The organism is Cupriavidus sp. UBA2010 (assembly GCF_002335265.1).
Taxonomy (GTDB): domain Bacteria; phylum Pseudomonadota; class Gammaproteobacteria; order Burkholderiales; family Burkholderiaceae; genus Cupriavidus; species Cupriavidus metallidurans.
This window is the reverse complement of sequence record NZ_DDCI01000032.1, coordinates 176,619-201,828: the sequence shown is the minus strand read 5'-3', so window position 1 is coordinate 201,828 and position 25,210 is coordinate 176,619. Positions and strand designations below refer to the sequence as shown.

The 25,210-nt window shown below is 65.0% G+C and carries 19 protein-coding genes; 9 read left to right on the top strand and 10 right to left on the bottom strand.

Annotated elements, in window-relative coordinates; genetic code table 11:
• Complete coding sequence (locus B2246_RS23395; protein ID WP_286881136.1) at positions 1-2,100, top strand: site-2 protease family protein; 2,100 nt, start codon at positions 1-3, stop codon at positions 2,098-2,100.
• 62 nt (positions 2,101-2,162) lie between these two features.
• Here B2246_RS23395 and B2246_RS23390 read toward each other — a convergent pair whose 3' ends face one another.
• Positions 2,163-2,801, bottom strand: a complete 639-nt coding sequence (locus tag B2246_RS23390) for a TetR/AcrR family transcriptional regulator (RefSeq protein WP_286881137.1) — start codon at positions 2,799-2,801, stop codon at positions 2,163-2,165.
• Positions 2,802-2,960: 159 nt separating this feature from the next.
• Here B2246_RS23390 and B2246_RS23385 point away from each other — a divergent pair, with 159 nt between their 5' ends.
• From B2246_RS23385 to B2246_RS23355, 7 genes are all read left to right on the top strand, one after another.
• The gene (locus B2246_RS23385; RefSeq protein WP_286881138.1) at positions 2,961-4,439 is read left to right on the top strand and encodes a coniferyl aldehyde dehydrogenase; all 1,479 of its coding nucleotides are present in this window, start codon (positions 2,961-2,963) and stop codon (positions 4,437-4,439) included.
• Positions 4,440-4,464: 25 nt separating this feature from the next.
• The gene (locus B2246_RS23380; RefSeq protein WP_286881139.1) at positions 4,465-6,069 is read left to right on the top strand and encodes a GMC family oxidoreductase; all 1,605 of its coding nucleotides are present in this window, start codon (positions 4,465-4,467) and stop codon (positions 6,067-6,069) included.
• Positions 6,070-6,141: 72 nt separating this feature from the next.
• Positions 6,142-8,130 (top strand): alkyl/aryl-sulfatase, encoded by a 1,989-nt coding sequence (locus tag B2246_RS23375; protein WP_286881140.1) that lies wholly within the window; start codon positions 6,142-6,144, stop codon positions 8,128-8,130.
• A gap of 465 nt (positions 8,131-8,595) precedes the next feature.
• A complete protein-coding gene (locus B2246_RS23370) occupies positions 8,596-10,320 on the top strand; it encodes an arylsulfatase (RefSeq protein ID WP_286881141.1) in 1,725 nt (574 codons plus the stop codon).
• Positions 10,321-10,475: 155 nt separating this feature from the next.
• On the top strand, positions 10,476-11,384 hold the full coding sequence (locus B2246_RS23365) for a LysR substrate-binding domain-containing protein (RefSeq protein WP_008641330.1): 909 nt from the start codon (positions 10,476-10,478) through the stop codon (positions 11,382-11,384).
• Between the two features lie 153 nt (positions 11,385-11,537).
• The gene (locus B2246_RS23360) at positions 11,538-12,842 is read left to right on the top strand and encodes an MFS transporter (protein WP_008641329.1); all 1,305 of its coding nucleotides are present in this window, start codon (positions 11,538-11,540) and stop codon (positions 12,840-12,842) included.
• Between the two features lie 53 nt (positions 12,843-12,895).
• Positions 12,896-14,074, top strand: a complete 1,179-nt coding sequence (locus B2246_RS23355; protein WP_051705282.1) for a M20 aminoacylase family protein — start codon at positions 12,896-12,898, stop codon at positions 14,072-14,074.
• Here B2246_RS23355 and B2246_RS23350 read toward each other — a convergent pair.
• Genes B2246_RS23350 through B2246_RS23335 form a run of 4 tightly spaced genes read right to left on the bottom strand, consistent with a single transcriptional unit; the run spans position 14,067 to position 18,804 of the window.
• Complete coding sequence (locus tag B2246_RS23350) at positions 14,067-14,942, bottom strand: YkgJ family cysteine cluster protein (RefSeq protein ID WP_286881144.1); 876 nt, start codon at positions 14,940-14,942, stop codon at positions 14,067-14,069. The genes B2246_RS23355 and B2246_RS23350 overlap by 8 nt on opposite strands.
• A complete protein-coding gene (locus B2246_RS23345) occupies positions 14,936-15,751 on the bottom strand; it encodes a MetQ/NlpA family ABC transporter substrate-binding protein (RefSeq protein WP_286881145.1) in 816 nt (271 codons plus the stop codon). Before B2246_RS23345 ends, B2246_RS23350 begins: the two co-directional genes overlap by 7 nt.
• A complete protein-coding gene (locus B2246_RS23340; protein ID WP_286881146.1) occupies positions 15,744-16,802 on the bottom strand; it encodes a formylglycine-generating enzyme family protein in 1,059 nt (352 codons plus the stop codon). The genes B2246_RS23345 and B2246_RS23340 overlap by 8 nt, the downstream gene beginning before the upstream one ends.
• 19 nt (positions 16,803-16,821) lie before the next feature.
• A complete protein-coding gene (locus B2246_RS23335; RefSeq protein WP_035880899.1) occupies positions 16,822-18,804 on the bottom strand; it encodes an arylsulfatase in 1,983 nt (660 codons plus the stop codon).
• 375 nt (positions 18,805-19,179) lie between these two features.
• Between B2246_RS23335 and B2246_RS23330 the strand changes: the two genes are divergently transcribed.
• On the top strand, positions 19,180-20,091 hold the full coding sequence (locus tag B2246_RS23330; RefSeq protein WP_008641323.1) for a LysR substrate-binding domain-containing protein: 912 nt from the start codon (positions 19,180-19,182) through the stop codon (positions 20,089-20,091).
• Between the two features lie 46 nt (positions 20,092-20,137).
• Here B2246_RS23330 and B2246_RS23325 read toward each other — a convergent pair whose 3' ends face one another.
• From B2246_RS23325 to B2246_RS23305, 5 genes are read right to left on the bottom strand one after another with little or no spacing between them, the layout of a single operon-like run.
• Positions 20,138-20,977, bottom strand: coding sequence for an NAD(P)-dependent oxidoreductase (locus tag B2246_RS23325; protein WP_051705276.1), 840 nt, complete (start codon positions 20,975-20,977; stop codon positions 20,138-20,140).
• Between the two features lie 47 nt (positions 20,978-21,024).
• A complete protein-coding gene (locus B2246_RS23320; RefSeq protein ID WP_008641321.1) occupies positions 21,025-22,455 on the bottom strand; it encodes an NAD-dependent succinate-semialdehyde dehydrogenase in 1,431 nt (476 codons plus the stop codon).
• Between the two features lies 1 nt (position 22,456).
• Positions 22,457-23,446: a Bug family tripartite tricarboxylate transporter substrate binding protein gene (locus B2246_RS23315; RefSeq protein WP_008641320.1), complete on the bottom strand. Its 990-nt coding sequence runs from the start codon at positions 23,444-23,446 to the stop codon at positions 22,457-22,459.
• 30 nt (positions 23,447-23,476) lie between these two features.
• Positions 23,477-24,268 (bottom strand): N-acyl homoserine lactonase family protein, encoded by a 792-nt coding sequence (locus tag B2246_RS23310; protein WP_008641319.1) that lies wholly within the window; start codon positions 24,266-24,268, stop codon positions 23,477-23,479.
• Entirely contained in the window at positions 24,265-25,209 is a 945-nt protein-coding gene (locus tag B2246_RS23305; protein WP_234706910.1) for a branched-chain amino acid ABC transporter permease, read from the bottom strand. Before B2246_RS23305 ends, B2246_RS23310 begins: the two co-directional genes overlap by 4 nt.
• Between the last annotated feature and the right edge of the window lies 1 nt (position 25,210).

Below are 25,210 nucleotides of genomic sequence, written 5' to 3'. Positions count from 1 at the left end.
ATGCAGGCCAGCCCCGACGAACTGCCGCTGCCGCTGCTGCGTGAGGACTTGCGCCTGTTCCCCGGCGCCCCGCATACCGACGGCAGCCCGGCGTGGATTATCGAAGACCCCGTACGCAACCGCCATTTCCGGATCGGTTGGCTCGAGTTCGAATGCCTGCAGCGCTGGCACATGACGCCGCGCGCCATCGCGGAGCAGGTTCGCGCCAGCACGCCGCTCGAGGCGCAAAGCGAGCAGGTGCTCGGCTTTGCCGCATTCCTCCAGGGCAATGCGCTGCTGCGGCCATCGCCCGGACGCAGCCAGGAGATGGCCACCACCCGCCAGCCACGCGAATGGCTGAGCTGGCGCTGGTGGCTGCACCACTACCTGTTTTTCCGCATTCCGCTGTTGCGGCCGACCTACCGCATCCAGTCGCTGTACCGGCATCTGCAGTGGCTGTTCCAGCCGGCTACGGCATGGATCGTACTGGGGCTCACATTGCTGGGGGTCGTGCTGACCTTGCGGCAATGGGACACCTTCCGGCATACGCTGTTCGAATCGATCTCGCTGGAAGGCGCGGTGGGCTTCGCGTGCGCCGTGGTCGTTGCCAAGACGCTGCATGAACTCGGTCATGCGCTGGTCGCGACCCACTTCGGCGTCAGGGTGGGACACATGGGCGTGGCGTTTCTCGTGATGTGGCCCATGCTCTATACGGACACCAGCGAGTCCTGGCGGCTGACCAACGCGCGGCAGCGGCTGGCCATCGCCAGCGCTGGCATCGTCACCGAACTGATCATCGGCGGTCTGGCCACGCTGGGCTGGGCGCTGCTGGCGCCCGGTCCATTGCGCCAGGCGTGCTTCTACCTGGCCACCACCAGCTGGGTGCTGTCACTGGCACTCAATGCCAGCCCGTTCATGCGTTTCGATGGCTATTTCATCCTGTCCGATCTGCTCGACCTGCCGAACCTGCACGAGCGGGCGGGCGCTCTGGCGCGCACGGCGCTGCGGCGTCTGCTGCTGGGCTGGCCAGACCCGTGGCCAGAGCCGCTGCCCGCGACGCTTCGCAACCGGCTGATCGCCTTTGCCTGGGTCACGTGGTGCTACCGGCTGACCGTATTCCTCGGCATCGCGCTGGTGGTCTATCACCTCTTCTTCAAGGCGCTGGGGGTTGCGCTCTTTCTGGTCGAAATCGTGTTCTTTATCGCGCTGCCGTGCTGGCGGGAGCTCCGCGTGTGGTTCCGGCGGCGGGCGGAGACCACGCGCCCGCGCCGCCGGCTGCTATGGGGCGCGCTGGCCGCGCTGCTGATCGTGCTGGCGATTCCCTGGCCGACCGGCGTGCGGGCGCCGGCGCTCGCCCACAGCACGCGCCAATGGACCGCATACGCGCCGGCGCCAGCGCAACTGGTATCCACGACGCCCCCGGGCCACGTGCGCGCCGGCAGTGCCCTGATCCAATTGCGTCAGCCGGAACTCGTGAGCGAGGCAATGGCGGCGCAGGCCAGCATCAATGGCAACGATGCGCGGCTGACGGGCCTGCTCGAATTGCGCCGCGGTATCGAGCAACAAGCCGCCACGCTCGAAGAACTGCAGCAGAGTCTGGCGCGCGCACGCGCTGTCCACGCGGAAGAACGCCGACTGCTGCTTGCGGCGCCGTTCGATGGCGCATGGGTGGACGTACCGGATGACATTCGCGCCGATACCTGGGTGGGCTCCAAACAGGTACTTGGCCGGCTGATCGACCCGGCGCACTGGATGGTGGATGCCTTCGTCGACGAAAGCGATGTGCAGTATCTGCGCACCGGAGCCCGCGCCTGCTTTTTCCCCGATGCGCGTCCGGCTCGCCATTGCGGCGTGATACGGGCCATCGCGCCGTCACGCAGCGCGCAGATCCCGGCGGCGCAACTCACCACGCCCCACGGCGGGCCAATCGCCGCCGTCGACAAGCAAGGCACGCTGATTCCGGACGCCGCACTCTATCTCGTCCAGATCGACCTGGCCGCGCCGCCGCCATCACTGGTCGAGCTGCGCGGCAACGTCCATCTGGCCGGCGAGCCTCGCAGCCGACTGGCGGACTGGATGCGCAACATCTACAGCGTCGTAATTCGGGAGAGTGGGTTCTAGGCGCCGGGGACCGGGCCGATGTCGAGGGTCGCGAAGGTGGCGAGCACGACGCGACGTCCCGCTCAACGCGGCGACGGGTTCTCCGCCGAGATCCAGTTCAGGAACAGGTCGCGTGCCGGGTGCAGGTAGTCGCCAATCGGCTGCGTGCGACCGTTGGCGTACCAGTGACAGTACGCGCCGTGGAAGATGGCCACCAGCAGGCGGGCGATGTCGGGAGAAAGCGGGCGCTCCGGCGTGCCCAACGCCTCCACCAGCACGCGGACATGGCCGTTCCACCCTTCGCGGATATGTTCGCGCACGGACTGCGGGGTGTTGGCGGAGAACAGCAGCGCCATCACCACCCCCTTGGTTTCCGGATTGCGCGTGAAATAGTCGGCCACCCGGTCAAAGATATCGTCCACGCGCTCGGCCAGCGGCCTTCCCTCCAGATCGTCGGGACGCAGCGCAAGCTCGATTTCCTGGAACAGACTGATCGCCGCCTCGGCAAGCAGCATTTCCTTGCTGCCGAAATGCCAAAGCAGGCTGCTCTTGGCCACGCCGACCTGGGCGGATATCTGGTCGAGCGTCACTTCGCTATAGCCATGCTCGGAAATCAATGACTTCGTGAGCGCAATGACGCGATTGCGGGTCTCGAGGCCCCGGCGGTACTTCGTTGTCCCATTCGGAATGGCGACAACGTCGCCCGTCTCGTTTGCACTCATCGACTTCACCCATTCAGCGTGCCGCAAATTGTAGCAGCGGCGTCATATCGGTCCTCCGGACTTGCCCTAGGTTTCCCCTTCCTGCCTTGACACCGATCCGCCCCAACTCCGACACTTAAAATTGTACTGACTGTTCAGTTTAATTTTAAGGGGTTTCTAGTGCCCAATACTCCACAAACAGCAAGAGAATCCACGCGTGACGGGATCGAGCGTCTGTTCCAGGCCCAGCGGTCGGCCTTTGCCGCCGCGCCCTACCCGGCGCTGGCCGACAGAAAGCAGGGCCTGCGGCGCTTGCGCGATGCGGTTCGCAAGCACGCCGGCAGCCTGGCGCACGCGGCGGACCGGGACTTCGGCGGACGCGCCCATGCCGAGACGATGATGGTCGACGTGCTGCCGTCCGTGCTGCACATCAACCACCTGCTTGGCAGGCTAGGCCGGTGGATGCGACCGTCGCGCAGAAGTGTCGAACTGCTGTTCCTCGGGAACAGCGCCAAGGTGGTGTATCAGCCCAAGGGCGTGGTTGGCATCGTGGTGCCCTGGAACTTCCCCGTCTATCTGGCGCTCGGGCCGCTGGCCACCGCGCTGGCGGCAGGCAACCGATGCCTGATCAAGACCTCGGAGTTCGCGCCCCGGACCTCTGCCGCGCTACGCGCCTTGCTTGCCGAGGCATTCACCGAGGACGAAGTCGCCATCGTCGAGGGCGACGCCGACGTGGCACGCCAGTTCACCGGCCTGCCGTTCGATCATCTGGTGTTCACGGGCTCGCCCGAGGTCGGCCGCCACGTGATGCGTGCCGCCGCCGAACACCTGACGCCGGTCACGCTCGAACTCGGTGGCAAGTCGCCTGCCATCGTGTCATCCAGCGCGAACCTGGCAACCGCGGCACGGCGTATCGCCCACGGCAAGACGGTCAATGCCGGTCAGATCTGCGTGGCGCCGGACTACGCCCTGGTGCCAGAGGCACTCGCCGGTCGTTTTGCCACGGAAGTGCTGAACGCATCCGCGGCGCTGTTCCCCACGGATCGCGACGACTACGCAAGCATCATTCATGACCGCGCCCGCCAGCGCATGAACGATCTGCTCGACGACGCGCGTGCCCACGGCGCGCAGGTCATGCGCGCGGCCATGCCCGAGGATGGACGCCGCCTGCCGCTTCACGTGGTACTCGGCGTAACGCCCCGGATGCGCATCGCACGCGAGGAAATCTTCGGCCCGATTCTGCCGGTCTTCACCTATCGCGAATTCGAGGACGTCGTGACGCACGTACGCGGCGGCACGCGACCGCTCGCCATGTACTACTTCGGCGACGACAAGGCCGAATCCACCACGCTGCTGCAACGCACGCACGCGGGCGGCGTCACGCTGAACGACTGGGGCTGGCACGTGCTGAATCACGATCTGCCGTTCGGTGGCACCGGCACGTCCGGCATGGGCAACTATCACGGCGCCGAGGGCTTCCGCGAGCTATCGCACGCCAAGGCCGTGTTCTCCGAGCGGAAGTGGTTCCCGATCGAATTGTTTCATCCGCCCTACGGCACGTTCATCCAGCGTCTGACGCTGCGGATGTTCCTGGGCCGGCCCTCTGCAGCGCCTCCCGTGCAAACCGAAGCCTCGCCAGTGACGGCATCCCAAGACTAATTCCCAAGCTCCCAAGAACAACATCATGGATTTCGACTACGTCATCATTGGCGCGGGTTCGGCTGGCTGCGTGCTGGCCAACCGTCTGAGCGCCGACCCTTCCGTGCGCGTCTGCCTGGTCGAAGCCGGCCCCGTCGATCGCTCTCCGCTGATCCATACGCCGGCTGGCATCATCGGCATCCTGCCGACCCGACACGTCAACTGGGCATTCGAGACAGTTCCGCAGCCAGGACTGAAGGGCCGTCTCGGCTACCAGCCGCGCGGCAAGACGCTTGGCGGCAGCAGCGCCATCAACGCGATGATCTACATCCGCGGCCACCGCACCGATTACGACGACTGGGCGGCGCTGGGCAATCCCGGCTGGTCCTACGACGATGTGCTGCCCTGGTTCCGGCGCTCCGAGGATTACTTCGGCGGCGCCGACACCTATCACGGCGCCGGCGGCGAGCTGACCGTGAGCGCGCTCGACGCCCATCCGGCCACGCACGCGTTCATCGAAGCCGGCCGCAAGAGTGGGCACGCCGTCAATGCGGATTTCAACGGCGCGGAGCAGGAAGGCGTTGGCCACTATCACGTGACCATTCGCAATGGCCGGCGCTGCAGCGCATCGGTGGCGTTTCTGCATCCCCTGCGCGACAAGCGCACGAATCTCACCGTGCTGACGGGCGGCCATGCCACCCGGCTGATCCTGCGCGGCAACACGGCGGAAGGCGTCACGGTCCGCGTGAAAGGCCGTGATGTGGAACTGCGCGCGCGCCGCGAGACCATCGTGGCGGCCGGCGCGTTCGGCACGCCCCAACTGCTCCAGCTTTCGGGCATCGGAGACGAAGCAGACCTGCGCCCCCACGGCATCGCCGTCCAGCACGCACTGCCCGGCGTCGGCAAGGGGCTGATCGACCATCCCGACTACATCCTGCCCTTCAAGAGCCCCGACAAGTCGCTGATGGGCATGTCGCTGCAAGGCGTGGCGGCCATGACGAAAGCGTTCTTCGAGTACCGCAAGTCACACACGGGTCTGCTGGCCAGCAACTTCGGCGAGGCCGGCGCGTTCCTGCGCACCGATCCGACGCTGTCGCGCCCCGACGTGCAGTTGCACTGGGTCACCGGCATCGTGGACAACCACAACCGCACGCGCCACGCGGGCCACGGCATGAGCTGCCACGTCTGCGTGCTGCGTCCGAAGAGCCGCGGCACGGTCGGCCTGAACTCGGCCAATCCGCTGGCGCCGCCGCGTATCGACCCGAACTTCCTCAGCAACGACGACGACGTGACGACGCTGCTCGAGGGCTACAAGCTCTCGCGCGAGATCATGCATGCGCAGCCGCTGGCCCGCTACGCCGGGCGCGAGCTGTACGTGAAGGGGGTGAGCAGCGACGACCAGCTCGTCGACCTGCTGCGCCGCCGTACCGACACCATCTACCACCCAGTGGGCAGCTGCCGCATGGGTAGCGACGACATGGCCGTGGTCGACCAGCGCCTGCGCGTGCGCGGCATGGAACGACTGCGCGTGGTCGACGCCTCGATCATGCCGACGCTGATCGGCGGCAACACGAATGCCCCCTCGATCATGATCGGCGAGAAGGGTGCCGCGATGATCGCGGAAGACTGGCAGGGCCGCGCGGCCGCCTGACTGCGCTTCGCAACGCCGCATCACAAAGCCAAATAGCAAACCCGCAAAACAAGAGCCCGAGAAGGAGACTCCATGCAACGCAAGACCGCCGCGATTCATGCGGCCATTTCCCTGCTGGCAGGCAGCCTGTTCCCGATAAGCGCCATGGCCGCGCCCACCGAGACCATTGCCACCAACGACGCAACGGCCGCCACACGCGATGCCAATGCGGACGTACTGAAGCGCCTGCCTTTCGCCAACCGGCAGGACTTCGAGGATGCCCAACGCGGATGGGTCGGGTCGCTCGACAGTGGCGAGATCCGCAATGCCGATGGTCGCGTGGTCTGGAACCTCGACGCCTATGCCTTCCTGCGTGACGATGCCTCGCCCGCCTCGGTCAATCCGAGCCTCTGGCGCCAGGCGCAGCTCAACCTGAAGCACGGCCTGTTCAAGGTCACCGACCGCATCTATCAGGTGCGTGGCTTCGACCTCTCGAACATGACCATCGTCGAGGGCGACAGCGGCCTTATCGTGATCGATCCGCTTCTGACCGCCGAAACCGCCCGCGCGGCGATCGACGTCTACTACAAGTACCGCCCGAAGAAGCCCATTATCGCGGTGATCTACTCGCACAGCCACGTGGACCACTTCGGCGGCGTGAAGGGCGTGGTCAGCCAAGACGACGTCAAGGCGGGCAAGGTGAAGATCTACGCGCCCGAAGGCTTCATGGAAGAAGCCATCAGCGAGAACATCTTCGCCGGCAATGCCATGAGCCGCCGCGCGCAGTACATGTACGGCGCCCTGCTGCCGAAGGGCCCGCAGGGGCAGGTGGACGCCGGCCTCGGCAAGACCGTTTCGCTCGGCACGATCACGCTGATCCCGCCCACCGACCTGATCGGCAAGACCGGCGAAACCCGGACGATCGACGGCGTGCGGATCGAATTTCAGATGGCTCCCGGCTCCGAGGCGCCGGCCGAGATGCTGATGTACTTCCCGCAGTGGCGGGCACTGTGCGCGGCGGAGGACGCCACGCATAACCTGCACAACCTCTACACCATCCGCGGCGCCCAGGTGCGCGACGCCAACCAGTGGTGGCGCGCGCTTGACGAAACCATCGACCGCTACGGCAACCGCACCGACGTCATCTTCGCGCAGCACCACTGGCCAAAGTGGGGCCAGCAGAACATTACCGGCTTCCTCTCGCGGCAGCGCGACGCCTACAAGTTCATCCACGACCAGACACTGCGCCTGGCCAACCAGGGCTACACGATGACCGAGGTAGGCGAGCGCGTGAAGCTGCCGCCGTCGCTGGCCAGCCAGTGGGACCTGCGCGACTACTACGGCACGGTGAACCACAACGCCAAGGCCGTCTACCAGCGGTACCTCGGCTGGTACAGCGGTGACCCGGCCGACCTGCACCCGCTGCCACCGGAGGAATCCGCGCAACGCTACGTGCAGTACATGGGCGGCGCCGACAAGATCCTCGCGCAGGCCAGCAAGTCGTACGCCCAGGGCGATTACCGCTGGGTGGCGCAGGTGGTCAAGCATGTGGTCTACGCCGATCCGTCAAACCAGGCGGCCCGCAAGCTCGAGGCCGATGCGCTTGAACAGCTCGGCTACCAGACCGAGGCCGCAAGCTGGCGCAGTGCCTATCTGGTGGGCGCCTACGAGTTGCGCAATGGGGTGCCCAAGCTGCAGGGCACCCAGACTGCCAGCCCGGACATGATCGGGGCCATGACCGACACGATGTTCCTGGACTTCCTGGCCGTGCGTCTCAATGGCGAGCGTGCCGCCGGCCACGACCTGAAGTTCAACTGGGTGCAACCAGATACTGGCAAGCGCTATGCGCTGTCGGTGGAAAACGGTGTCTTCCTTTACAAGCCGGAACGCCAGTTCGACGACGCCGGTGCCACGTTGACGATGTCGCGCAGCGCGCTGATCGGCTCGCTGCTCGGCCAGACCACGCTGCCCGCGGAACTCTCGGCCGGGCGCGCCAAGGTGGACGGCGATCCGGCCGTGCTGAAGTCATGGATGGGAATGCTGGACAAGTTCGACCCGCAGTTCAATATCGTGACGCCTTGATGCCGTCTGGCACCGCCACCCACTGAACCGCTAAACCGGCACCCGGCCCTCTTCCAGGAGCCGGGTGGCGGCCCCCCGCGCACGGCACCCGCGCAGGTCGATTGGCGCCTGCTGTCATCACGGCGCGTGCAGAACCGCCATCCAGTCAATTTGGCAAATTGCGCTATTTATCTTTGACTTAATCAAATACTGCATTGAAAGTGACTGGCGCGCGGACCGTTTGCGCTCTCGCGTTTTCCCACAGGCAGAACCCGTGCGACGGCTATCCCCGGGGGGAAATCGACCTGCCATACCGCCCGCTTCGGACATCCCTGTCTGCGAAATCAGTATCCGAGCGTTTCATAAACAATTCACTTCACACCTTCAATAAACTGAATTCCGTTGATCTCACTCAGCAGCGATACTTCACGAGACTTATGCGCCATTGCAATTTGCACCGGAGGCACTTTCATGAGGCGAGCTGAAATGAGAAAGACAAGAATCGGGGGACTGGCAACGCTTGCCATTGCCGCTGCCGTACTAACATTGGCGGGTTGCGGCAAGCAGGAAGAGCCCAAGACACCGGCAGCGCAAGCACCGGCCGCGCAATCTTCCGCCGAAGCGCCCGCTGCGCCGCCGGCCGCCCGCGAGAATCCCCCTGTCGCCGCGAATGCGCCGGAGTCGGCAGCTTCCGCGCCGGCACTGCCGCCGGTGGCCAACTCCGGCAAGAAGCCGAACATCCTGGTGATCTTCGGTGACGACATTGGCCAGACCAACATCAGCGCCTACAGCCATGGCGTGGTTGGCTACCGCACCCCGAACATCGATCGCATCGCCCGCGAGGGCATGATGATGACCGACTACTACGGCGAGAACAGCTGTACCGCTGGCCGTTCTACCTTCATCACTGGTGAAGTCGGCTTGCGTACCGGCCTGCTGAAGGTTGGCATCCCCGGCGCGACCGTGGGCCTGCAGGCGCAGAACGCGACCATTGCCGAAGCGCTGAAGCCGCTTGGCTATGCCACCGGCCAGTTCGGCAAGAACCACCTCGGCGATCGCAACGAATACCTGCCGACCGCGCACGGCTTCGACGAGTTCTACGGCAACCTGTATCACCTGAACGCCGAAGAGGAACCGGAGCGTCCGTACTATCCGAAGAACGATGCGGCCTTCGTGAAGGCGAATTCCCCGCGTGGCGTGATCCACTCGTTCTCCGACGGCAAGGTGGAAGACACCGGCCCGCTGACGCGCAAGCGCATGGAGACCATCGACGACGAGACCACGGCCGCAGCCATCGGCTTCATGGAGAAGCAGGTCAAGGCCGACAAGCCGTTCTTCGTATGGATGAACACCACCCGCATGCACATGTTCACCCATGTGCGCGAGTCGATGCGTGGCCAGGCCGGCATGCCGGGCAACGAGTATGCGGACGGCATGCTCGAGCATGACGCCGACGTGGGCAAGCTGCTCAAGACGCTCGACGACCTGAAGGTTGCCGACAACACCATCGTGGTCTACACGACGGACAATGGCCCGAACCAGTTCAGCTGGCCGGATGCGGCAACCACGCCGTTCCGCAGCGAGAAGGACACCAACTGGGAAGGCGCGTTCCGCGTGCCGGCGCTGGTGAAGTGGCCGGGTCGCATCAAACCGGGCACGGTCTCCACGACGATGATGTCCGGCCTTGACTGGTTCCCCACGCTGCTTGCGGCCGCGGGCGATACCGACATCAAGGAACGACTGCTCAAGGGCACCAGCCTCGGTGGCAAATCGTTCAAGGTGCACCTGGACGGCTATAACTTCATGCCGTACCTGACCGGGCAGACCAATAGCGGTCCGCGCCAGGACTTCTACTACTTCAACGATGACGGGCAACTGGTCGCGTATCGCTACAACGACTGGAAGATCGTTTTCTGCGAGCAGCGTCAGCCAGGTGGTATGCAAGTGTGGGCCAATCCGTTCACGTGCCTGCGGGTGCCGAAGATGTTCAATCTGCGCATGGATCCGTACGAGCGTGCCGACATTGTCTCTGACCAGTACTATGACTGGACGGTGAAGAATGCCTACATGGTCCAGTACGGCGTCTATCGCGTGATTCCGTTCCTTCAGACGTTCAAGGACTATCCGCCGAGCCAGCGTCCCGCGAGCTTCAGTATCGACCAGGCGGTCGAGCAACTGATGAAGACGCTGGACAAGACGCCAGCCAAGTAACACGGGATAGCGTCTGACACCACCGGCCGGCTTCCGCCTCGCGGAACGCCGGCCGGTGGCATTCTGGGCAGGCAGAAAACACGCAGGAAGTCTCGTCGCGCCTAGAATGGCGGCTTTCCGCAAGCGGATTGCGGGTCGTTCCGGGGAGACCCCTCATGAAGCTCCATCAATTGCGCGCGTTGGCCGCCGTCTCCGAGACGGGCAGCATGCAGGAGGCATCCCGCCTGCTCCACGTCACCCAGCCAGCGCTGAGCAAGGCCATCAAGGAACTGGAAGCCAGCGTGGGCGCCGCGCTGTTCGTGCGCACGAACAAGGGTGTGCAACTCACACCATACGGGCAACGACTGGTCGGCCATGCCCGCCTGATCAGCGAGAACGTCAGACGCGCGCGCCAGGATCTCGAGGACATGAAAGGCACGGTGGTCAGCGAGATCACCGTCGCCGTCACGCCGGTCACCGCCCTGCTGCGCCCGGCGGGCGCCTGCATCACGGCATTCCGGCGCGATTTCCCGAGCGCGCAGTTACGCGTGCAGGAAATGCGGCCGGCGCAAATGCTTGAGCACCTGCGCGAAGGCACCATCGACTTCGCGCTGACGTCCCAGTCCCTGGCCAACGCGCATGGCCTCGACTGCGCCCAGGCTTGCCACGTGCCGACGTTGATTGCCGGCCGCAAGGATCATCCGTTGCGCAACACGCGCTCGCTCGGCGCCTTGCTGGAGGCGGAGTGGCTCGTACTCGATCCGCTCTCAGATACCGGCACGCCGTTTCATCAGCTCTTTGCCATCAACGGCATGACGCTGCCGTCGCGCGTTGTCGAATGCACGTCGATGACCCTGGCGCTGGAGATGTGCCGGCAGAGCGACCTGCTGGTGCTGCTCTCCGAGGAATCCCGCCGCAGTCGCTATCTCGTCGAAACCATGGACTTCATCGACGTCGACGAGACCATGCCGGACCGCACCATCGCGCTGGTATCGCGTGACCGCCACACCCTCACCTGGGCGGCGGCGCGGCTGCACGATGCCCTGCTGGACGCCTTGCGCCAGGAGTTTCCCACGGCGGACTAACGCCACCCCGTGATTACCAACGCTCATACCCATGAAAAAAAGCTGCGTGCGCCATGGGTGCCAGGCCCCTAAGATCGTCCGGTCGAACAGAAACCCATAAGAACACGGGCAGCCATTCAGCGACTGCCCGGACGGACCACCACGAGGAGCCTCATGAACGAAGCCACCGTTTCGCTGGGCAGCGATGCCGCAGCCAGCGTTGTCGCGCCCGCTTCACGCACGCAGGGCCGCCGCGCCGTCATCGCGGCCGCCATCGGCAATGGCCTGGAGATCTACGACTTCACGGTCTACAGCTTCTTCGCCGCCACCATCGGCCGGCTGTTCTTTCCCGCCAGCAGTCCGCTCGCCTCGTTGCTGCTTTCCTTTGCGACGTTCGGTGCCGGCTTCGTGATGCGCCCACTCGGCGCCGTGCTCATCGGCAACATGGCCGACCGGCGGGGCCGCAAGGCCGCACTGACGCTGACGATCGGCCTGATGACCGCCGGCACGGCGCTGCTGGCCTTCACGCCGGCCTACGCCAGCATCGGCGTGACCGCCACTGCGCTGGTGGTGGTGGGCCGTCTGCTGCAGGGCCTGTCCGCCGGCGGCGAGGTTGGCGCCGCGTCGGCGCTGCTGATGGAGTCGACTGGCAAGCACCGGCGCTGCTTCGCGGTGAGCTGGCAAGGCGCGAGCCAGGGTGCTGCGGCATTGCTGGGCGCGCTGACCGGCGCTGCGGTCTCGGCGCTGCTGAGCCCCGAAGCGCTCCAGTCATGGGGCTGGCGCGTGCCCTTCATGCTCGGCCTGCTGATCGCCCCGGTCGGCATCTACATCCGCCGGCATCTGGAAGAGACCCAGACCGAGAACACCGCCCACGCCGGCCTCATGACGGTGGTGCGCGAGCATCGCCGCACGCTGATTCTCGGCGTGCTGCTGATGACGAGCAGCACGTCGTCGATGTACATCATGGTGTTCTACATGCCGACCTATCTGGTCAACACCGTGCACATGCCGCCCGTCACCGCGTTCCTGGGCGCCTGCGTGGCAGGTCTGACGATGCTGGTCATGTCACCGCTGTTCGGCTTGCTCGCGGACCGCTTGCCGCGCCGCAAGCCGCTGCTGATCGCCAACAGCATTGTCGCCATCAGCGTGATGGTGCCCAACTTCGCGCTGCTGTCTTCTGGCCCGGGGCTGCCGTTGACGCTGGCCTGCATCGCGTTGTCGGTCACGTTGAGTTCCGTAGGCGGCGGCGCGGGATCGGCGCTGATGATGGAATCGCTGCCACGCCATCACCGCGCCACCGGTATGTCGATCATGTACAGCGTGGGCGTGACCGTTTTTGGCGGCTTCGCGCCGCTGGTGGTCACGTGGCTGATTGCCACCACGGGTAGCCGCATGGCGCCGGTCGGATACATGCTGTGCGCGTCGCTGATCAGCTTTACTGCGCTTCTGCTGTTCCCCAGCCATCCGGGCCGCGATTGAGCACCGCCTCGAAGATGCCCACGATTGCCCCACAACGCTCAGCCCCATTCATCATGACGACCACACCCATTCCCGCCGCCATCTCGTCCGCAGCCAGCCGCTTTGCCGAGCTGCGCCATCGTATCCACGCGCACCCGGAGCTCGGGGCCGACGTGCCGCGCACCGCCGCCATGGTGGCCGGTCTGCTGCGCGAGTGGGGCTACGACGTTCATGCCGGGATTGGCGGCCACGGCATCGTGGCCCAGCTCAAGGTTGGCAACGGCCCGCGCCGCATCGGCATCCGGGCCGACATGGATGCGCTCCCGCTGCAGGAACGCACCGGCTTGCCCTATGCCAGCGAAGTACCCGGCCGTATGCACGCCTGCGGGCATGACGGGCACACGGCCACGCTGCTGGCCGCTGCCGAGTATCTCGCGGCCACGCGCAACTTCGATGGCACGCTGAACCTGATCTTCCAGCCGGACGAGGAAGGCATGACCGGCGCCCTGTCGATGATGGAGGATGGTCTCTTCGAGCGCTTTCCGTGCGACGCGATCTACGCATTCCACAATGCGCCGGGCCTGCCGGTCGGCATGGCCGTGGTCCAGCCTGGCGCGCAGGGCGGATCGTCGGACCGCGTGACCGTGACCTTCCGCGGCAAGGGCGGGCATGGCGCGATTCCGAATCGTGCTGCCGACCCCACGCTGGCGTTGGCGCACACCGTGGTGGCCCTGCAAGGCATCATCGCGCGCAACGTGGCGCCGGTGGATGCGGGCGTGATCAGCGTGGGCCAGATCGCGGCGGGCACGACCTACAACATCATCCCGGAGACCGCCACGCTCAAGCTAAGTGTGCGTGCCACGTTGCCCGAGGTCCGCAAGCTGCTGGAGGAACGCATCCGTGCCGTGGTCACGCATCAGGCCGCGTCGGCCGGCGTCGAAGCCGAGATCGACTACCAGCATCTGGTGCCGGCCATCCGGAACACGCCGGCAGAAGCGGCGATCGCGCGCGAAGCCGTGGCCAGCGTGCTCGGTAATGACAAGGTCATCCAGGTCCCGCCCTCGACGCAGATGGGCAGCGAGGACTTTGCCTGGATGCTCGAGAAGGTACCCGGCTGCTATTTTGTGCTTGGCAACGGCACGGGCGAGTGGGTAGGTTGCTCGGTGCACAACGACGGCTACGACTTCAACGATGCCCTAATTCCGCTAGGCGCCGCCTGCTGGGTGGCATTGGCAGAGGGCTATCTCAAGTAGCCATCGTCACGGCCTGCCCGTCTCGCAACCTGGCCGCGAGACTCAGCAACGCTGCCTCGAAGCCGCGCAACATCGCGGTGACGGTGCGGTCGGCAGGCTGTTTCCGTGCGATGGCTGCCGCGACGTGGCGGCGAATCAGCGCGGCCTGCGCGTCGATGAACGCCAGGCAGCGCAGACGATCCGGCTCGGAGCCCGCCGCGATCACGGCTAACACCGGTGCCAACGCCAGCGTGCGATATCCCTCCACGGGCAGGGCGGCGATGCCGCCGGGCGCGGCCAGCAGTTCCGGCAACAGGAGCCGGAACACTGCATTGCCCCACTCCGCCTTCTCCGCGGCTTCGGCGGCGCGCCGTTGCGCCAGCGCTGCCGCGTAGGCCGACGACGTGATGCGCCCATGCCGCACCAGTTCCTGATAGCCATCGCGCATGCCTTCCGATATACAGTCCGCGCCGATATAGGCCGCACCGTTTCTCCGGCTGGCCAGCACAGCCGACTGCAGCGCATCGGGTGTCCACGCATCGAGCGGCACCACGGCGCAAGTGGTTGGCCGCGTGGCGTGGATGGTGCAGAGATTGTCATTGCCAAGTGCCGGACAGGCGGCCAGCGATGGATAGTCGACACCCTGAATCGCCAGCATGAGACTGTCACCGCCGGGCAAGACATGCCCAAGCATGGCCGCCAGCTTACGGGCCTCAGGGTGCGACGGGCGCACCCGCCGCAACGACAGGCAGCCGATAAAACGGTCCTGATGACGGAATAACTCGGCCATCGTCAAGAGCGGCGACGAGTTGCAGCATTTGCCGCACGCGCCGCAATGGAATGAAAACGTCCGTTCGTGCGTCACGGCGATATCGGCCAGCTTCACCACGGACGACGCACCGAATCGTTGAAGCGCGCCAGGATGAACGTCTTGACGGGCTCGGAATGCAGGCCGCGCACAGTCGGCGCCAACCACGGCGCATCGCGATCACGCGCGCGGATGGCGAGCACATTGGCAAAGGGCACGCGCGCGTCCTCCATGCCGAGCGCGTCGCGCGCGGGCGCGAGACCTGCTGCCGATGCCGTGGCAAACGGAAGCGCCACAAGCGCGGCGTTGTCGAGCGCGGCGGCAAGCCTCGCCTCCGCAACGGCTCGCCAGCGCAGCTTGCGTCGGTTCTCGACGATATCGGTGGTGCGCGGGCTCAGTCCCGCATCGGACGATATCCGGATCAGGCCGTAGCCTTGCAAGAGAAGCAGGGCACGCCCCTGCGCGGACGATTCGGCAGGCAACGCGACAACGGATCGAGGCGGCAACCCTCGCAGATCGGAAAGCGTGCGCGAATACAACCCCATCGGATAGGTGACGGTATGGGCCACGGGCAGCAGGCCGCTGCCGGCCCTGGCCAGCGACGGCCCGTCCTGTGCGATGTTTGCTTCGATCCGGCCCGCGGTCACCGCCGCATTGGCCTGCGCCACGCTGGCAAAACGCACCGTCTCCAACCGCACGCCTTCACGCAACGCTGCATCGCTGGCCGCGCCAACCAACTCGCTATCTGGTTCCGCGACCACGCCGATACGCACGGTGTAGCGCGGCTGGACAGAACCGGATGCCGCCGTGGCGGATCCTGGCGATGGCAATGCCATCGCCAGCAGCGCCGTCAGCACGCCGCGACGGTGGAGGTAAGTCTTCTCAGCCATCGCGCAGCACCGTCCGGAAGCCGATATGCGACGTCGGCAGGTCGCTTTCGGCAGACTCGCGCGCCGAAGCACGGTAGCGCACGCAGAAATCCGGCGCGCACAGGAACGATCCGCCCTTGATCACACTGGTCGCGGCCGGCTTGCGCGGCCGTGACGCTGCCGCCACCACTGCCGTATCGCCATTGGCGTGCGACTGGCGCGGGCCAGTGTAGGCGTCGCCAGTCCACTCCCAGGCGTTGGCGATCATGTCGAACAAGCCGAGCGCATTGGCCGTGTAGCACCCCACCGGCGCGAGCCCCGCAAACCCATCGCGCGAGGTATTGAGCACCGGGAACACGCCCTGCCAGTAGTTGGCGGTGGGCGTTCCTTCGGCCGTTTGCGGTGCCGTTTCCAGTCCGGCATCGCTACGTCCCGCCTTGGCCGCGAACTCCCATTCGTCCTCCGCGGGCAGGTCATGGCCGAGCCAGTTCGCATAGGCCCTGGCGTCCGCCTGCGTGACGAGCGTCACCGGCTGGTTGTCACGTCGGTGATCGTAGCCATGCGGATTGGCAGCGTCCGGCCCTTCCGGATGCCGCCAGTTGGCGCCCGTCACCATCGTCCACCACGCGTAGGGCCGTTGACCCAGTTCTGCGTCGGTCGGCTTGTGGAAGACCACCGCCGCGCCCTGGCGCTCGGCATCGGTGACGTAGCCAGTGGCCTGCACGAACGCCGCGAACTGGGCCACCGTCACCTCGGTACGGTCGATCCAGAAACTGCCGACGCGCGCTTTTCCTGCTGGCCGCTCGTCCGGATAGCCAAGCGTGGTGCCGGGCACGAACTCACCACCCGTCACCCGGGCCATGCCAGCCGTCCGCGACTTGCCCCAGCCGGCTGGCAAACCCGAGTAGGCGGCGCATCGCTGCACCGTGCCGAGCGTGGCGCCGCCAAGTATGGCGCCCCCCGGCACCGCATGCACGCCCAGCGACGCGATAGCACCTACCGCGAATGCCAGCCCAGCTACCGCCAGCGGCGCTCGCCAGCGTCCCCTGTTTCGCAACACGTTCACGACCATGTCCACGGGTTCCGCGATGTCAGTAGATCATGCCCGGTACCTTGGGCAGCACCGCGCCCACGCGCGCGGCGTAGTCGTTCCACTTGGACTTCAGGTCGCCCAGCACATCCGGGCGCTGCGCTGCGAGGTTGTTCGTCTCGCCGCGATCGGCGCGAATGTCGTAGAGCGTCCATTCGCCGTCTGCCGGGCCGAACGGTGGCTCGATCCATACGGCCTTCCAGTTGTCGCTATAGACATAGGTGCGACCGTACAGCTCCTCGGAAAACGTGGTGCGCGACGGGCCGGTTGCCTTGCCCTGCAGCGTCGGCAGCAACGACAGGCCGGTGATCGGATAGACATTGCGGCCGTCGTACACGACCTTGCCCGCATTGCGGTCGATCCCCTTGCTGTCGTAGAGCGGCGTGGCCGGATTGGTCGGCGCGCTGACACCGGCGAGGTCCAGGAACGTCGGCGCCAGGTCCACCACATGGGTGAAGCCCGTCACCCTGCTCTGCGGCTGCGCGGGTGCCTTGCCCGCCAGCTTGACGATGGTCGGCACGGAATGTCCGCCCTCTGACGGGAACGACTTCCACAGCTTGAATGGCGTGGCACTGACTTCCGCCCAGCGCTGGCCGTAGTCGATCGTGGCCGTGCCCTTGTAGGCCGGCGTGCCGAGCGTGGGGAACACGGCCGGGTCGGCGTTCTTCGTGTCGTAGTCCTGGTCGTACTTGCCGCTGAACTCGTAGTAGCTGGCTTCGGGGCCATTGTCGGACTGGAACACGATGACGGTGTTCTCGTACTCGCCGATGTCCTTGAGGTGCTGCACCAGCCGGCCAACGTTGTCGTCCAGGTTCTCGACCATGGCCGCGAAGATTTCCATGTAGCGGGCCTGCGCCTTCTTCTGGTCAGCGGTCAGGCTGTCCCACTTCTTGTTCGCGTTCATCACGCGGGTATCCACACCGCCTTGCGCAACGCTGCGCGTGGCGCTGACGTACGACGCCTGAGGCGTGCCCCAGTTCGCCGTGGCCGGCGTGACGGCGACTGTTTCATCACGACCCGGATTTGGCGTGAAGTCGGCCGGGATCAGGCCGAGCGCTTTTTGCCGGGTCAGCCGCGCGGCGCGTATCGGCTCGTAGCCCGCGTCATAGACACCCTTGTAGCGGTCGATATAGCCTGCCGGCGCCTGCAGCGGCGAGTGTGGCGCCTGGTAGGTCAGGTAGGCGAAGAACGGTTTGCCATCGGCGTTCTTGCCCGTGCTCGAGTCGATGTACTTGATGATCGTCGAGGTATAGAAATCCGACGAGAAGAAGTTGGTTGTGTTGGGCGTGACGTAGTGATCGTCCTCCACGTAGGCGGTCGCGCCGTTACGGCCGAAGTGATCCCCTCCGCCGCCGAGCAGCGCGTAGCTCTTTTCGAAACCCCACGAGACCGGCGTCTGCCCCGGTGCCGATGTGCCAACCGCCGCGCCCTGGTTCGTCGCGTTGGGCAAGCCACTGCCAAGGTGCCACTTGCCGGCCATGTAGGTGTGATAGCCACCGTCCTTCAACAGTTGCGCGATCGAGAGCGCGCGATCGTTCAGGTAGCCCTCGTAGCCGGGAATGGGCTTGCCGTTCTCGTCCACGTAATTGGGGTCGCTGTTCGCCATCGTGCCCTGCCCGACCAGATGATGGTCCGTGCCGGAGATGATCATCGAACGCGTCACGGCGCACACGGCGGCGGTATGGTGATTGGTCAGGATGCGGCCATCGCGCACCAGCGCGTCAATGTTGGGCGTGCGGATCTCGCTGCCGAACGCGCCCAGGTCCGAGTACCCGAGGTCATCGGCCATGATGAACAGAATATTGGGCTTCTTCGCCACGACCTGCGGTGGGGTGGTGACCGGCGTGCCACTGTCCACGGCCAGCGTGCCGCTATCGGTGCCATCGCTCCCGCAACCTGCCGCCAGCGCCACCGCGCCCAGGCAAAGGGTGGCCAGCGCGCGTCGCACCGGTTGTGGGAAGGCAGCCGCTTTCGTTCTTTTCATATGCGTCTCTCGCTTCAACGTCGGGGTTGAGAAAGAGAGCCATGCTATGAATCACACCGGCTTCACAGAACGAATGGTTTCGCATATGCATTGTCGAAGCGCGCCAATACACGGCCGGAAGCGGGCCCGACGGCCGTATCAGCGGGGCTTGATAGCGTTTATGCGTGATCGTGGATCCGGTGTGGCGAAGGGGTGGCCATCGTTGGCTGACGCGTCGATTCCCCGCTTGACCACCATGCTAAGATCTCCCCGTTCAGCCTCCACGGCTCGTCCCGCAGGACCGATCACAGCGCCCCTGAAACGTCCAGACGCACCTACAGCCGGACCATGCGTCGTCCGGCAAGCACACGAGAGACTGGGAAGACCAGCGACGTGATGAAGATTCCTCCGCTCAACCCATTGAAGGTCTTCGAGGTCGTGGCCAGGGCCAAGAACCTCACGACCGCCGCCAACGAACTCCGGGTCAGTCAATCGGCAGTGAGCCGTCAGATCGCTGTGCTGGAGGAATACCTGGGCGTCCAGCTCTTCACCCGCGAACGCATCGGCGTAAAGCTGACCGAGGTTGGTGAAGCCTACGCGCGGCGCATCGGCCCGGCGTTCGAGCAAATCTCGGAGGCCACCAAGTTCGTCACCCAGAAGTACTCCGACAACGTCATTCGCCTGCGCACCTACACCACGCTGACAGCGCGATGGCTGATTCCCAGGTTGCCGCATTTCAAGCTGCAGTACCCCGACGTCGAAGTGCTGATTACCAACAGCAACGCGCCGCTCGATTTCGGCACCGAGCAATGCGACCTGGCGATCGTTCTCGGTGATGGCAACTGGCCAGACGCCGAGGCAACGCTGCTGCTCGAGGATGTCATCGAACCCGTCTGCTCGCCCGCGTTCCTGGAATCCTTCCATGGCAACACGGAGCAGTTGCTGGAATCGCTGCAAAGCAAGCGTCTGCTGGTTTCCAAGTACCGCAAGGATGACTGGCCGACGTGGCTCGCGCACGTCGGCATGGGTCACGTGTTCGACAAGGCCGAGAAGATGGTCTTCAGCAGTTCCATCCTCACGTGGCAGGCGGCCACGGACAACCTTGGCATCGCGATCGGCCAGCAGCACATGCTGGACCCCGACCTCAAGGCTGGACGGCTGATCTGCCCGTTTGCAAAGCCGCTGCGTACCGGGCGGGGCCACTATATCGTGACACCGTCGGTGCAGCGCTACTCGGGCAAGATCGAGGCCTTCAAGGAATGGCTGGTGCATGAGGCCCGGGAAAACAGGCCCATGGCACCAGGCTGATGCTTTATGGCGCCAAGGCCGGCTGATTCGGCCCCTTGTCGGCCCCTTACCCGCGCCGAATCATTCGATACACGACCGGGTAGTAGTTCTGGGCATAGCCACTGGCGGTAGCCTGATCCAGCAACGCGGCAGTCGCTTCGGCCACAGCGGGCCGGATCTCCGATGCATGAGCGAGGCTGAGCGCTAGGCGCATGTCCTTCAGCGCATAGGCCGCCGGGAACATCTTCTCCGGAAACTCGTCACGGGCGAGGTATTTTTCGCCGGTCAGCCGCAACGCGAAAGAATCGGCCGAGCCAAGCTTCAGCACGTTGGCCAGCATGGTCTTGTCCACCTGTGCCGCTTCGGCGATGGCCATGGCTTCGGCCAGCGCATTAACCGTGGAGAGGAGGACCATGTTGTTCATGATCTTCACGACCTGCCCAGCGCCAATCTCGCCACACCGTATGACGTCCGAGCCCATGCATCGCAGCCAGGGCAAGACCGCATCGAACAGGTCATCGGGGCCACCAACGGTGATCAGCAGCGTGCCATTGTTGGCCGCTTCGCGGCTGCGTGCCACCGGTGCGTCGAGAAATCGCACGCCGTGGCCAGCCAGCCGCTCCGCAAGCGCCCGCGTGCGCGCGACGTCGCTGGTGCTCATGTCCACGACGGTACGCACCGAGCCCCCCGCCACGATCAGCGGCTCCGGGCCAAAGCAGACGTCCTCCACCTGATCAATCGACGGCAGCGAAAGGAATACCGTGTCGGCAACCTGGCGCAGCCGCGCAATGTCCGAGGCCACCGCCCCAATCGCCGCGAGCCGCGCGACGTTATCCGCGTTGATGTCCGCCACATGCACGGAAGCGCCGGACTTCTGCACCAGATTCCGGCACATGCCCTCGCCCATCACACCAACGCCTACGAACCCCAAGACCGGAGACACAGTAGTCGTACTCACGATGCCACCCCCTGTCGAACACACTTGATGCGGAGAAACTCCTGGATGCCTTCGATACCGCCTTCGGAACCAAGGCCGCTGTCCTTGTGTCCGCCGAATGGCGTCTCCGGCAACGAGGCCTGCCACTCGTTGATACAGACCACGCCGCTGTCGATCTCCTGCGACAGCCGATGGGCACGCTGCAGGCTGTTGGTATAGGCGTAAGCGGCAAGTCCGAACGGCAACCGGTTGGCCTCAGCAATGGCGTCGTCCAGTTGATCGAAGGAACTGACCATCGCGATCGGGCCGAATGGCTCGATCGTCGCCGCGTCGCTATCGACGGACGGCTGGAGAATGACCGTTGGCTTGTAGAAAAAGCCCTCCGTCCCGGCACGTTCGCCCCCCGTGGCGACGACCAGACCACGTCCACGCGCATCCTGCACCATTCGATCAATCGCCTCGAGTCGGCGCGCGTTCTTCAGCGGCCCCATCTGCGTGGCGCTATCGAACGGGTCGCCCACCTTCAGCGCCTCTGCCGCCCGGACGAACTTCTCGCAGAACGTCTGGAAGATCGGCGCCTGGATCAGGAAGCGTGTGGGCGAGGTGCAGACCTGACCGCTGTTCCGGTACTTGGTGGCGACGGCCATGCGGACTACGCGATCGACGTCGACGTCATCGCAGACCACCACGGGTGCATGCCCGCCAAGTTCGAGCGTCGCGCGTTTCATGGTCTCGGCAGCCTTGGCGCCGACGACTTTGCCCACCGATGTCGCGCCGGTGAACGTTACCATCGCGATGCGGGGCGACCTGCACAGGATATCGGCGACCTCGCCCGGATCGCCAAACACCATGTTCACCACCCCGTCGGGAATGCCGGCGTCCTGCACCACGCGAGCGATCAGCAGCGCAACCCCGGCGGTTTCCTCGGATGGCTTGATGACGATAGTGCAGCCAGCCGCCAACGCGCCGCTGATCTTGCGCGAAGGGGTGATCGCTGGCGCGTTCCAGCCGGCAAACGCGGCCACGGGGCCCATCGGTTCCCAAACGACTGTTTGCGTGATGCCCTCCGAACGCGCCGGAATCGTGCGCCCATAGATGCGGCGCGCCTCCTCGCTGGCCCATTCGAACATCTCCGCGGCCGTCACCACTTCCTTCTGGGCTTCACCATACGGCTTGCCGAGTTCCCGGGCGATCTGCTCGGCGATGGTATTGCCGCGCTCACGCATCAGCGTGGCCGCGCGGCGCAACAACGCGGAACGCTCCATGGCCGAGGTCTTGCGCCATGTCCGGAACGCCTCGGTGGCGGCCGCAACGGCCTCTTCCACGTCGGCCCTGGAGGCATACGCGTAATCGCCCAGCGACTGCCCGTTGGCGGGATTGATGACCGAATAGCGCGTTTGCGCCGTGCCTTCGCGGAATTCTCCGGCGATGAATTGGGAGTATTTCATGTCAGTCGATCTTGATGTTGGAAGCCTTGATGACCGATGCCCAACGCTCGGTCTGCGACTTGATGTGGTTCGTGAACTGCTGCGGTGTGCCCGTCATCGGGTACTGCTCCAGACTGGCCAGACGCTCGACAACATCCTTGCGGGCCATGATCTCGACAACTGCGGCATTGAGCTTGGTGACAATCGGTTGCGGCAGTCCTGCCGGTGCCATCAGGCCATTCCACGGCTCCGCGGCAAATCCCTTGAAGCGGTCACCGAGCGTCGGCACGCCCTCGCCGCCCAGGCCGGAGCGCGCGCTGGCGGAGGCAAGAATGCGGAGCTTCCCTGCCTTCACCTGCGGCAGTGCGACGGCACCGGCAAGAAAAGCAAAGTCGATGCGCCCGGCCACCAGGTCCGTCACCGCTGCCGAATCGCCTTTGTAAGGCACATGCACCGCATTGATCCCTGCATCGCGCTTGAACCACTCGCCTGCCAGATGATTGACTGCCCCGCTGCCAGCCGAGGCGTAGCTCAGCTGGGCCGACGGCTTGCGGCCCTGTGCAAGCAATTCATCCAGTGACTTCATCGGCGATGCGGCTGGCACGACCAGGAAGTAGGGATAGCTGGCGACGAGACTGATCGGCGTGAAATCGTGGATCGAGTCATAAGGCGTCTTCTGCAGCAGAGGAATGATCGACAGCGTGCTGCTGCTGCCGAACATCAGCGTATAGCCGTCTGGCGCAGCCCGCTTGACCAGCGTGGCGGCCACCCCGCCCGATGCGCCGGCACGGTTGTCCACCAGGAAGCTCTGCTTGAATTTCTCGGTCAACCGCTCCGCGAGGATGCGGGCGACGACGTCGGTAGGACCGCCGGCGCTGAAGCCCACGACAATGGTGACCGGCTTCGACGGCCAGTCATCCGCTGCGGTGGCCGGCGCGGTCCAGCCGGTGGCGATCATGACGCCGAGCGCCATGACTCCGGAAAGTAGTGTGCGTTTGTTCTGCAAAATCACGTGCGGTCTCCTCATGTATGAAATTGGGGGTCAGGCAATACGGAAGGCAAAGCCTTCGTCGCCTTCTCCAACTGCTGCGGCTGGGTAGCGGATGCAGACCTGCGGGTCATGGCCTGGGACGATGTGCTGCTCGCTGTCAGCCAGCGCCAGGATTCGCTCGTAGCCCGTGAGCATGTCTTCCAGACTGTAGATGGCGGGGAACGGATTCCTTCTGGCCAGGTTCTCGTAGTAATGCAAGGCATCCGACGCGAGCACGACCCAGCCTTTGGCGGTACGCACCCGTACTACCTGCAGCCCATCGGTATGTCCGCCTATCCGATGCATCTCGATGCCATCACGCAGCGCATGAAAGCCGTCCACAAGTCGTACGTTGCCGCGATAGAGACGGCGGATCAGGATGGCGATGTCGTCGGTCGAGAAGAAGTGGTTCTGCTTCGGATCGCACATGCAGTCGCCCGTGGCATAACGCACTTCGCGGTCCTGCACCCAGATATTGGCCGCCGGGAACTGGTCGATGTTGCCCGCGTGGTCATAGTGCAGATGGCTGACGACAACATCGCCGATGATCTCTGGTGGGTAGCCAAGACGGCGGATGGCCTCCATCGGTGTCAGGAGATATTGCCGATTCCTGGCGAGTGCGGAGGTGGCGCTGAAACCCGTATCCACCAGCACCGTTGCGTCGTGCCCCACCACCAGCCAGACAAAGAAGTCGAGCGCCATCGGCGCAGCGGGATCGCCATCGACCGGATGAAGGAAGTTGCTCTGACGCGCGCGATCGGCGGTGGCGTACTTCAGCGCGAACACCTGGTATGTCGTGCTCATGCGAACCGCCTTGCCAGCCGTTGCACCAGCGTCTGAAGCTGCAGAACGACGCCACCGCGGAATGCCAACACGCAAACCACGAAGATGACACCCATGATCACGGGCACGAGCGCATCCAGCTCACCCGCCAGCGCGTGCTGCACCAGCACCATGATGGTGGCGCCGAACACCGGCCCGATAATGGAGCCGATACCGCCGAGGATCATCATGATGACGCCGTCGGTGGACAGGTGCCACGACACATCCGGCAAACTGGCCAGGCCGAAGATAACGGTCTTCAGGCTGCCCGCGACGGCGGCAACCCCGGCCGACAGCGTGAACGCAAGCACCTTGTAGCGGTTCACGTTGTAGCCGAGGGAGACGACGCGTTGCTCGTTGTCCTTGATCGCCCTGAGCACCTCACCGTAGGGCGACTCGATGACGCGGTACACGCCCCACCATACCAGCACCACCACGGCCAGCACGTAGTAGTACAGGACATGGTTATCGGCCAGATCGACGACACCGAGGAACGCACCGCGCGGCACGCCCTGATAGCCGTCCTCATTGTTGCTGAACGGCGCCGCCACGAGAATGAAATACACCAGCTGGGACAGCGCGAGCGTGATCATCGAGAAGTAGATCCCCTTGCGGCGGATGGCGAGCGAGCCCGACAGGAATGCCACCCCCATCACCAGCAGCACGGACGCGATCAGCGCGATCTCGGGCGTGAGGCTCCATTCCTTCATCATGTAGCCGGTGGCGTAAGCCGCGATGCCGAAGAATGCCGCGTGTCCGAAGGAAAGCAGCCCGGCATAGCCGAACAGCAGATTCAGCGAACATGCGAACAACGCCATACAGGCCAGCTGGGCCAGCAGCACCGGGTACAGCCACGCTGGCAGCACGATGGCGAGCGCCAGCACCATCATGACGATCCACTTCTCACTCGAACTCGCTTTCACT

Excerpts from the sequence above, each read along its gene's own strand:
- B2246_RS23395 (WP_286881136.1), top strand. The coding sequence starts at position 1 with ATGCAGGCCAGCCCCGACGAACTGCCGCTGCCGCTGCTGCGTGAGGAC.
- B2246_RS23390 (WP_286881137.1), bottom strand. The coding sequence starts at position 2,801 with ATGAGTGCAAACGAGACGGGCGACGTTGTCGCCATTCCGAATGGGACA.
- B2246_RS23380 (WP_286881139.1), top strand. The coding sequence starts at position 4,465 with ATGGATTTCGACTACGTCATCATTGGCGCGGGTTCGGCTGGCTGCGTG.
- B2246_RS23375 (WP_286881140.1), top strand. The coding sequence starts at position 6,142 with ATGCAACGCAAGACCGCCGCGATTCATGCGGCCATTTCCCTGCTGGCA.
- B2246_RS23370 (WP_286881141.1), top strand. The coding sequence starts at position 8,596 with ATGAGAAAGACAAGAATCGGGGGACTGGCAACGCTTGCCATTGCCGCT.
- B2246_RS23365 (WP_008641330.1), top strand. The coding sequence starts at position 10,476 with ATGAAGCTCCATCAATTGCGCGCGTTGGCCGCCGTCTCCGAGACGGGC.
- B2246_RS23360 (WP_008641329.1), top strand. The coding sequence starts at position 11,538 with ATGAACGAAGCCACCGTTTCGCTGGGCAGCGATGCCGCAGCCAGCGTT.
- B2246_RS23355 (WP_051705282.1), top strand. The coding sequence starts at position 12,896 with ATGACGACCACACCCATTCCCGCCGCCATCTCGTCCGCAGCCAGCCGC.
- B2246_RS23345 (WP_286881145.1), bottom strand. The coding sequence starts at position 15,751 with ATGGCTGAGAAGACTTACCTCCACCGTCGCGGCGTGCTGACGGCGCTG.
- B2246_RS23340 (WP_286881146.1), bottom strand. The coding sequence starts at position 16,802 with ATGGTCGTGAACGTGTTGCGAAACAGGGGACGCTGGCGAGCGCCGCTG.
- B2246_RS23335 (WP_035880899.1), bottom strand. The coding sequence starts at position 18,804 with ATGAAAAGAACGAAAGCGGCTGCCTTCCCACAACCGGTGCGACGCGCG.
- B2246_RS23330 (WP_008641323.1), top strand. The coding sequence starts at position 19,180 with ATGAAGATTCCTCCGCTCAACCCATTGAAGGTCTTCGAGGTCGTGGCC.
- B2246_RS23325 (WP_051705276.1), bottom strand. The coding sequence starts at position 20,977 with ATGGGCGAGGGCATGTGCCGGAATCTGGTGCAGAAGTCCGGCGCTTCC.
- B2246_RS23320 (WP_008641321.1), bottom strand. The coding sequence starts at position 22,455 with ATGAAATACTCCCAATTCATCGCCGGAGAATTCCGCGAAGGCACGGCG.
- B2246_RS23310 (WP_008641319.1), bottom strand. The coding sequence starts at position 24,268 with ATGAGCACGACATACCAGGTGTTCGCGCTGAAGTACGCCACCGCCGAT.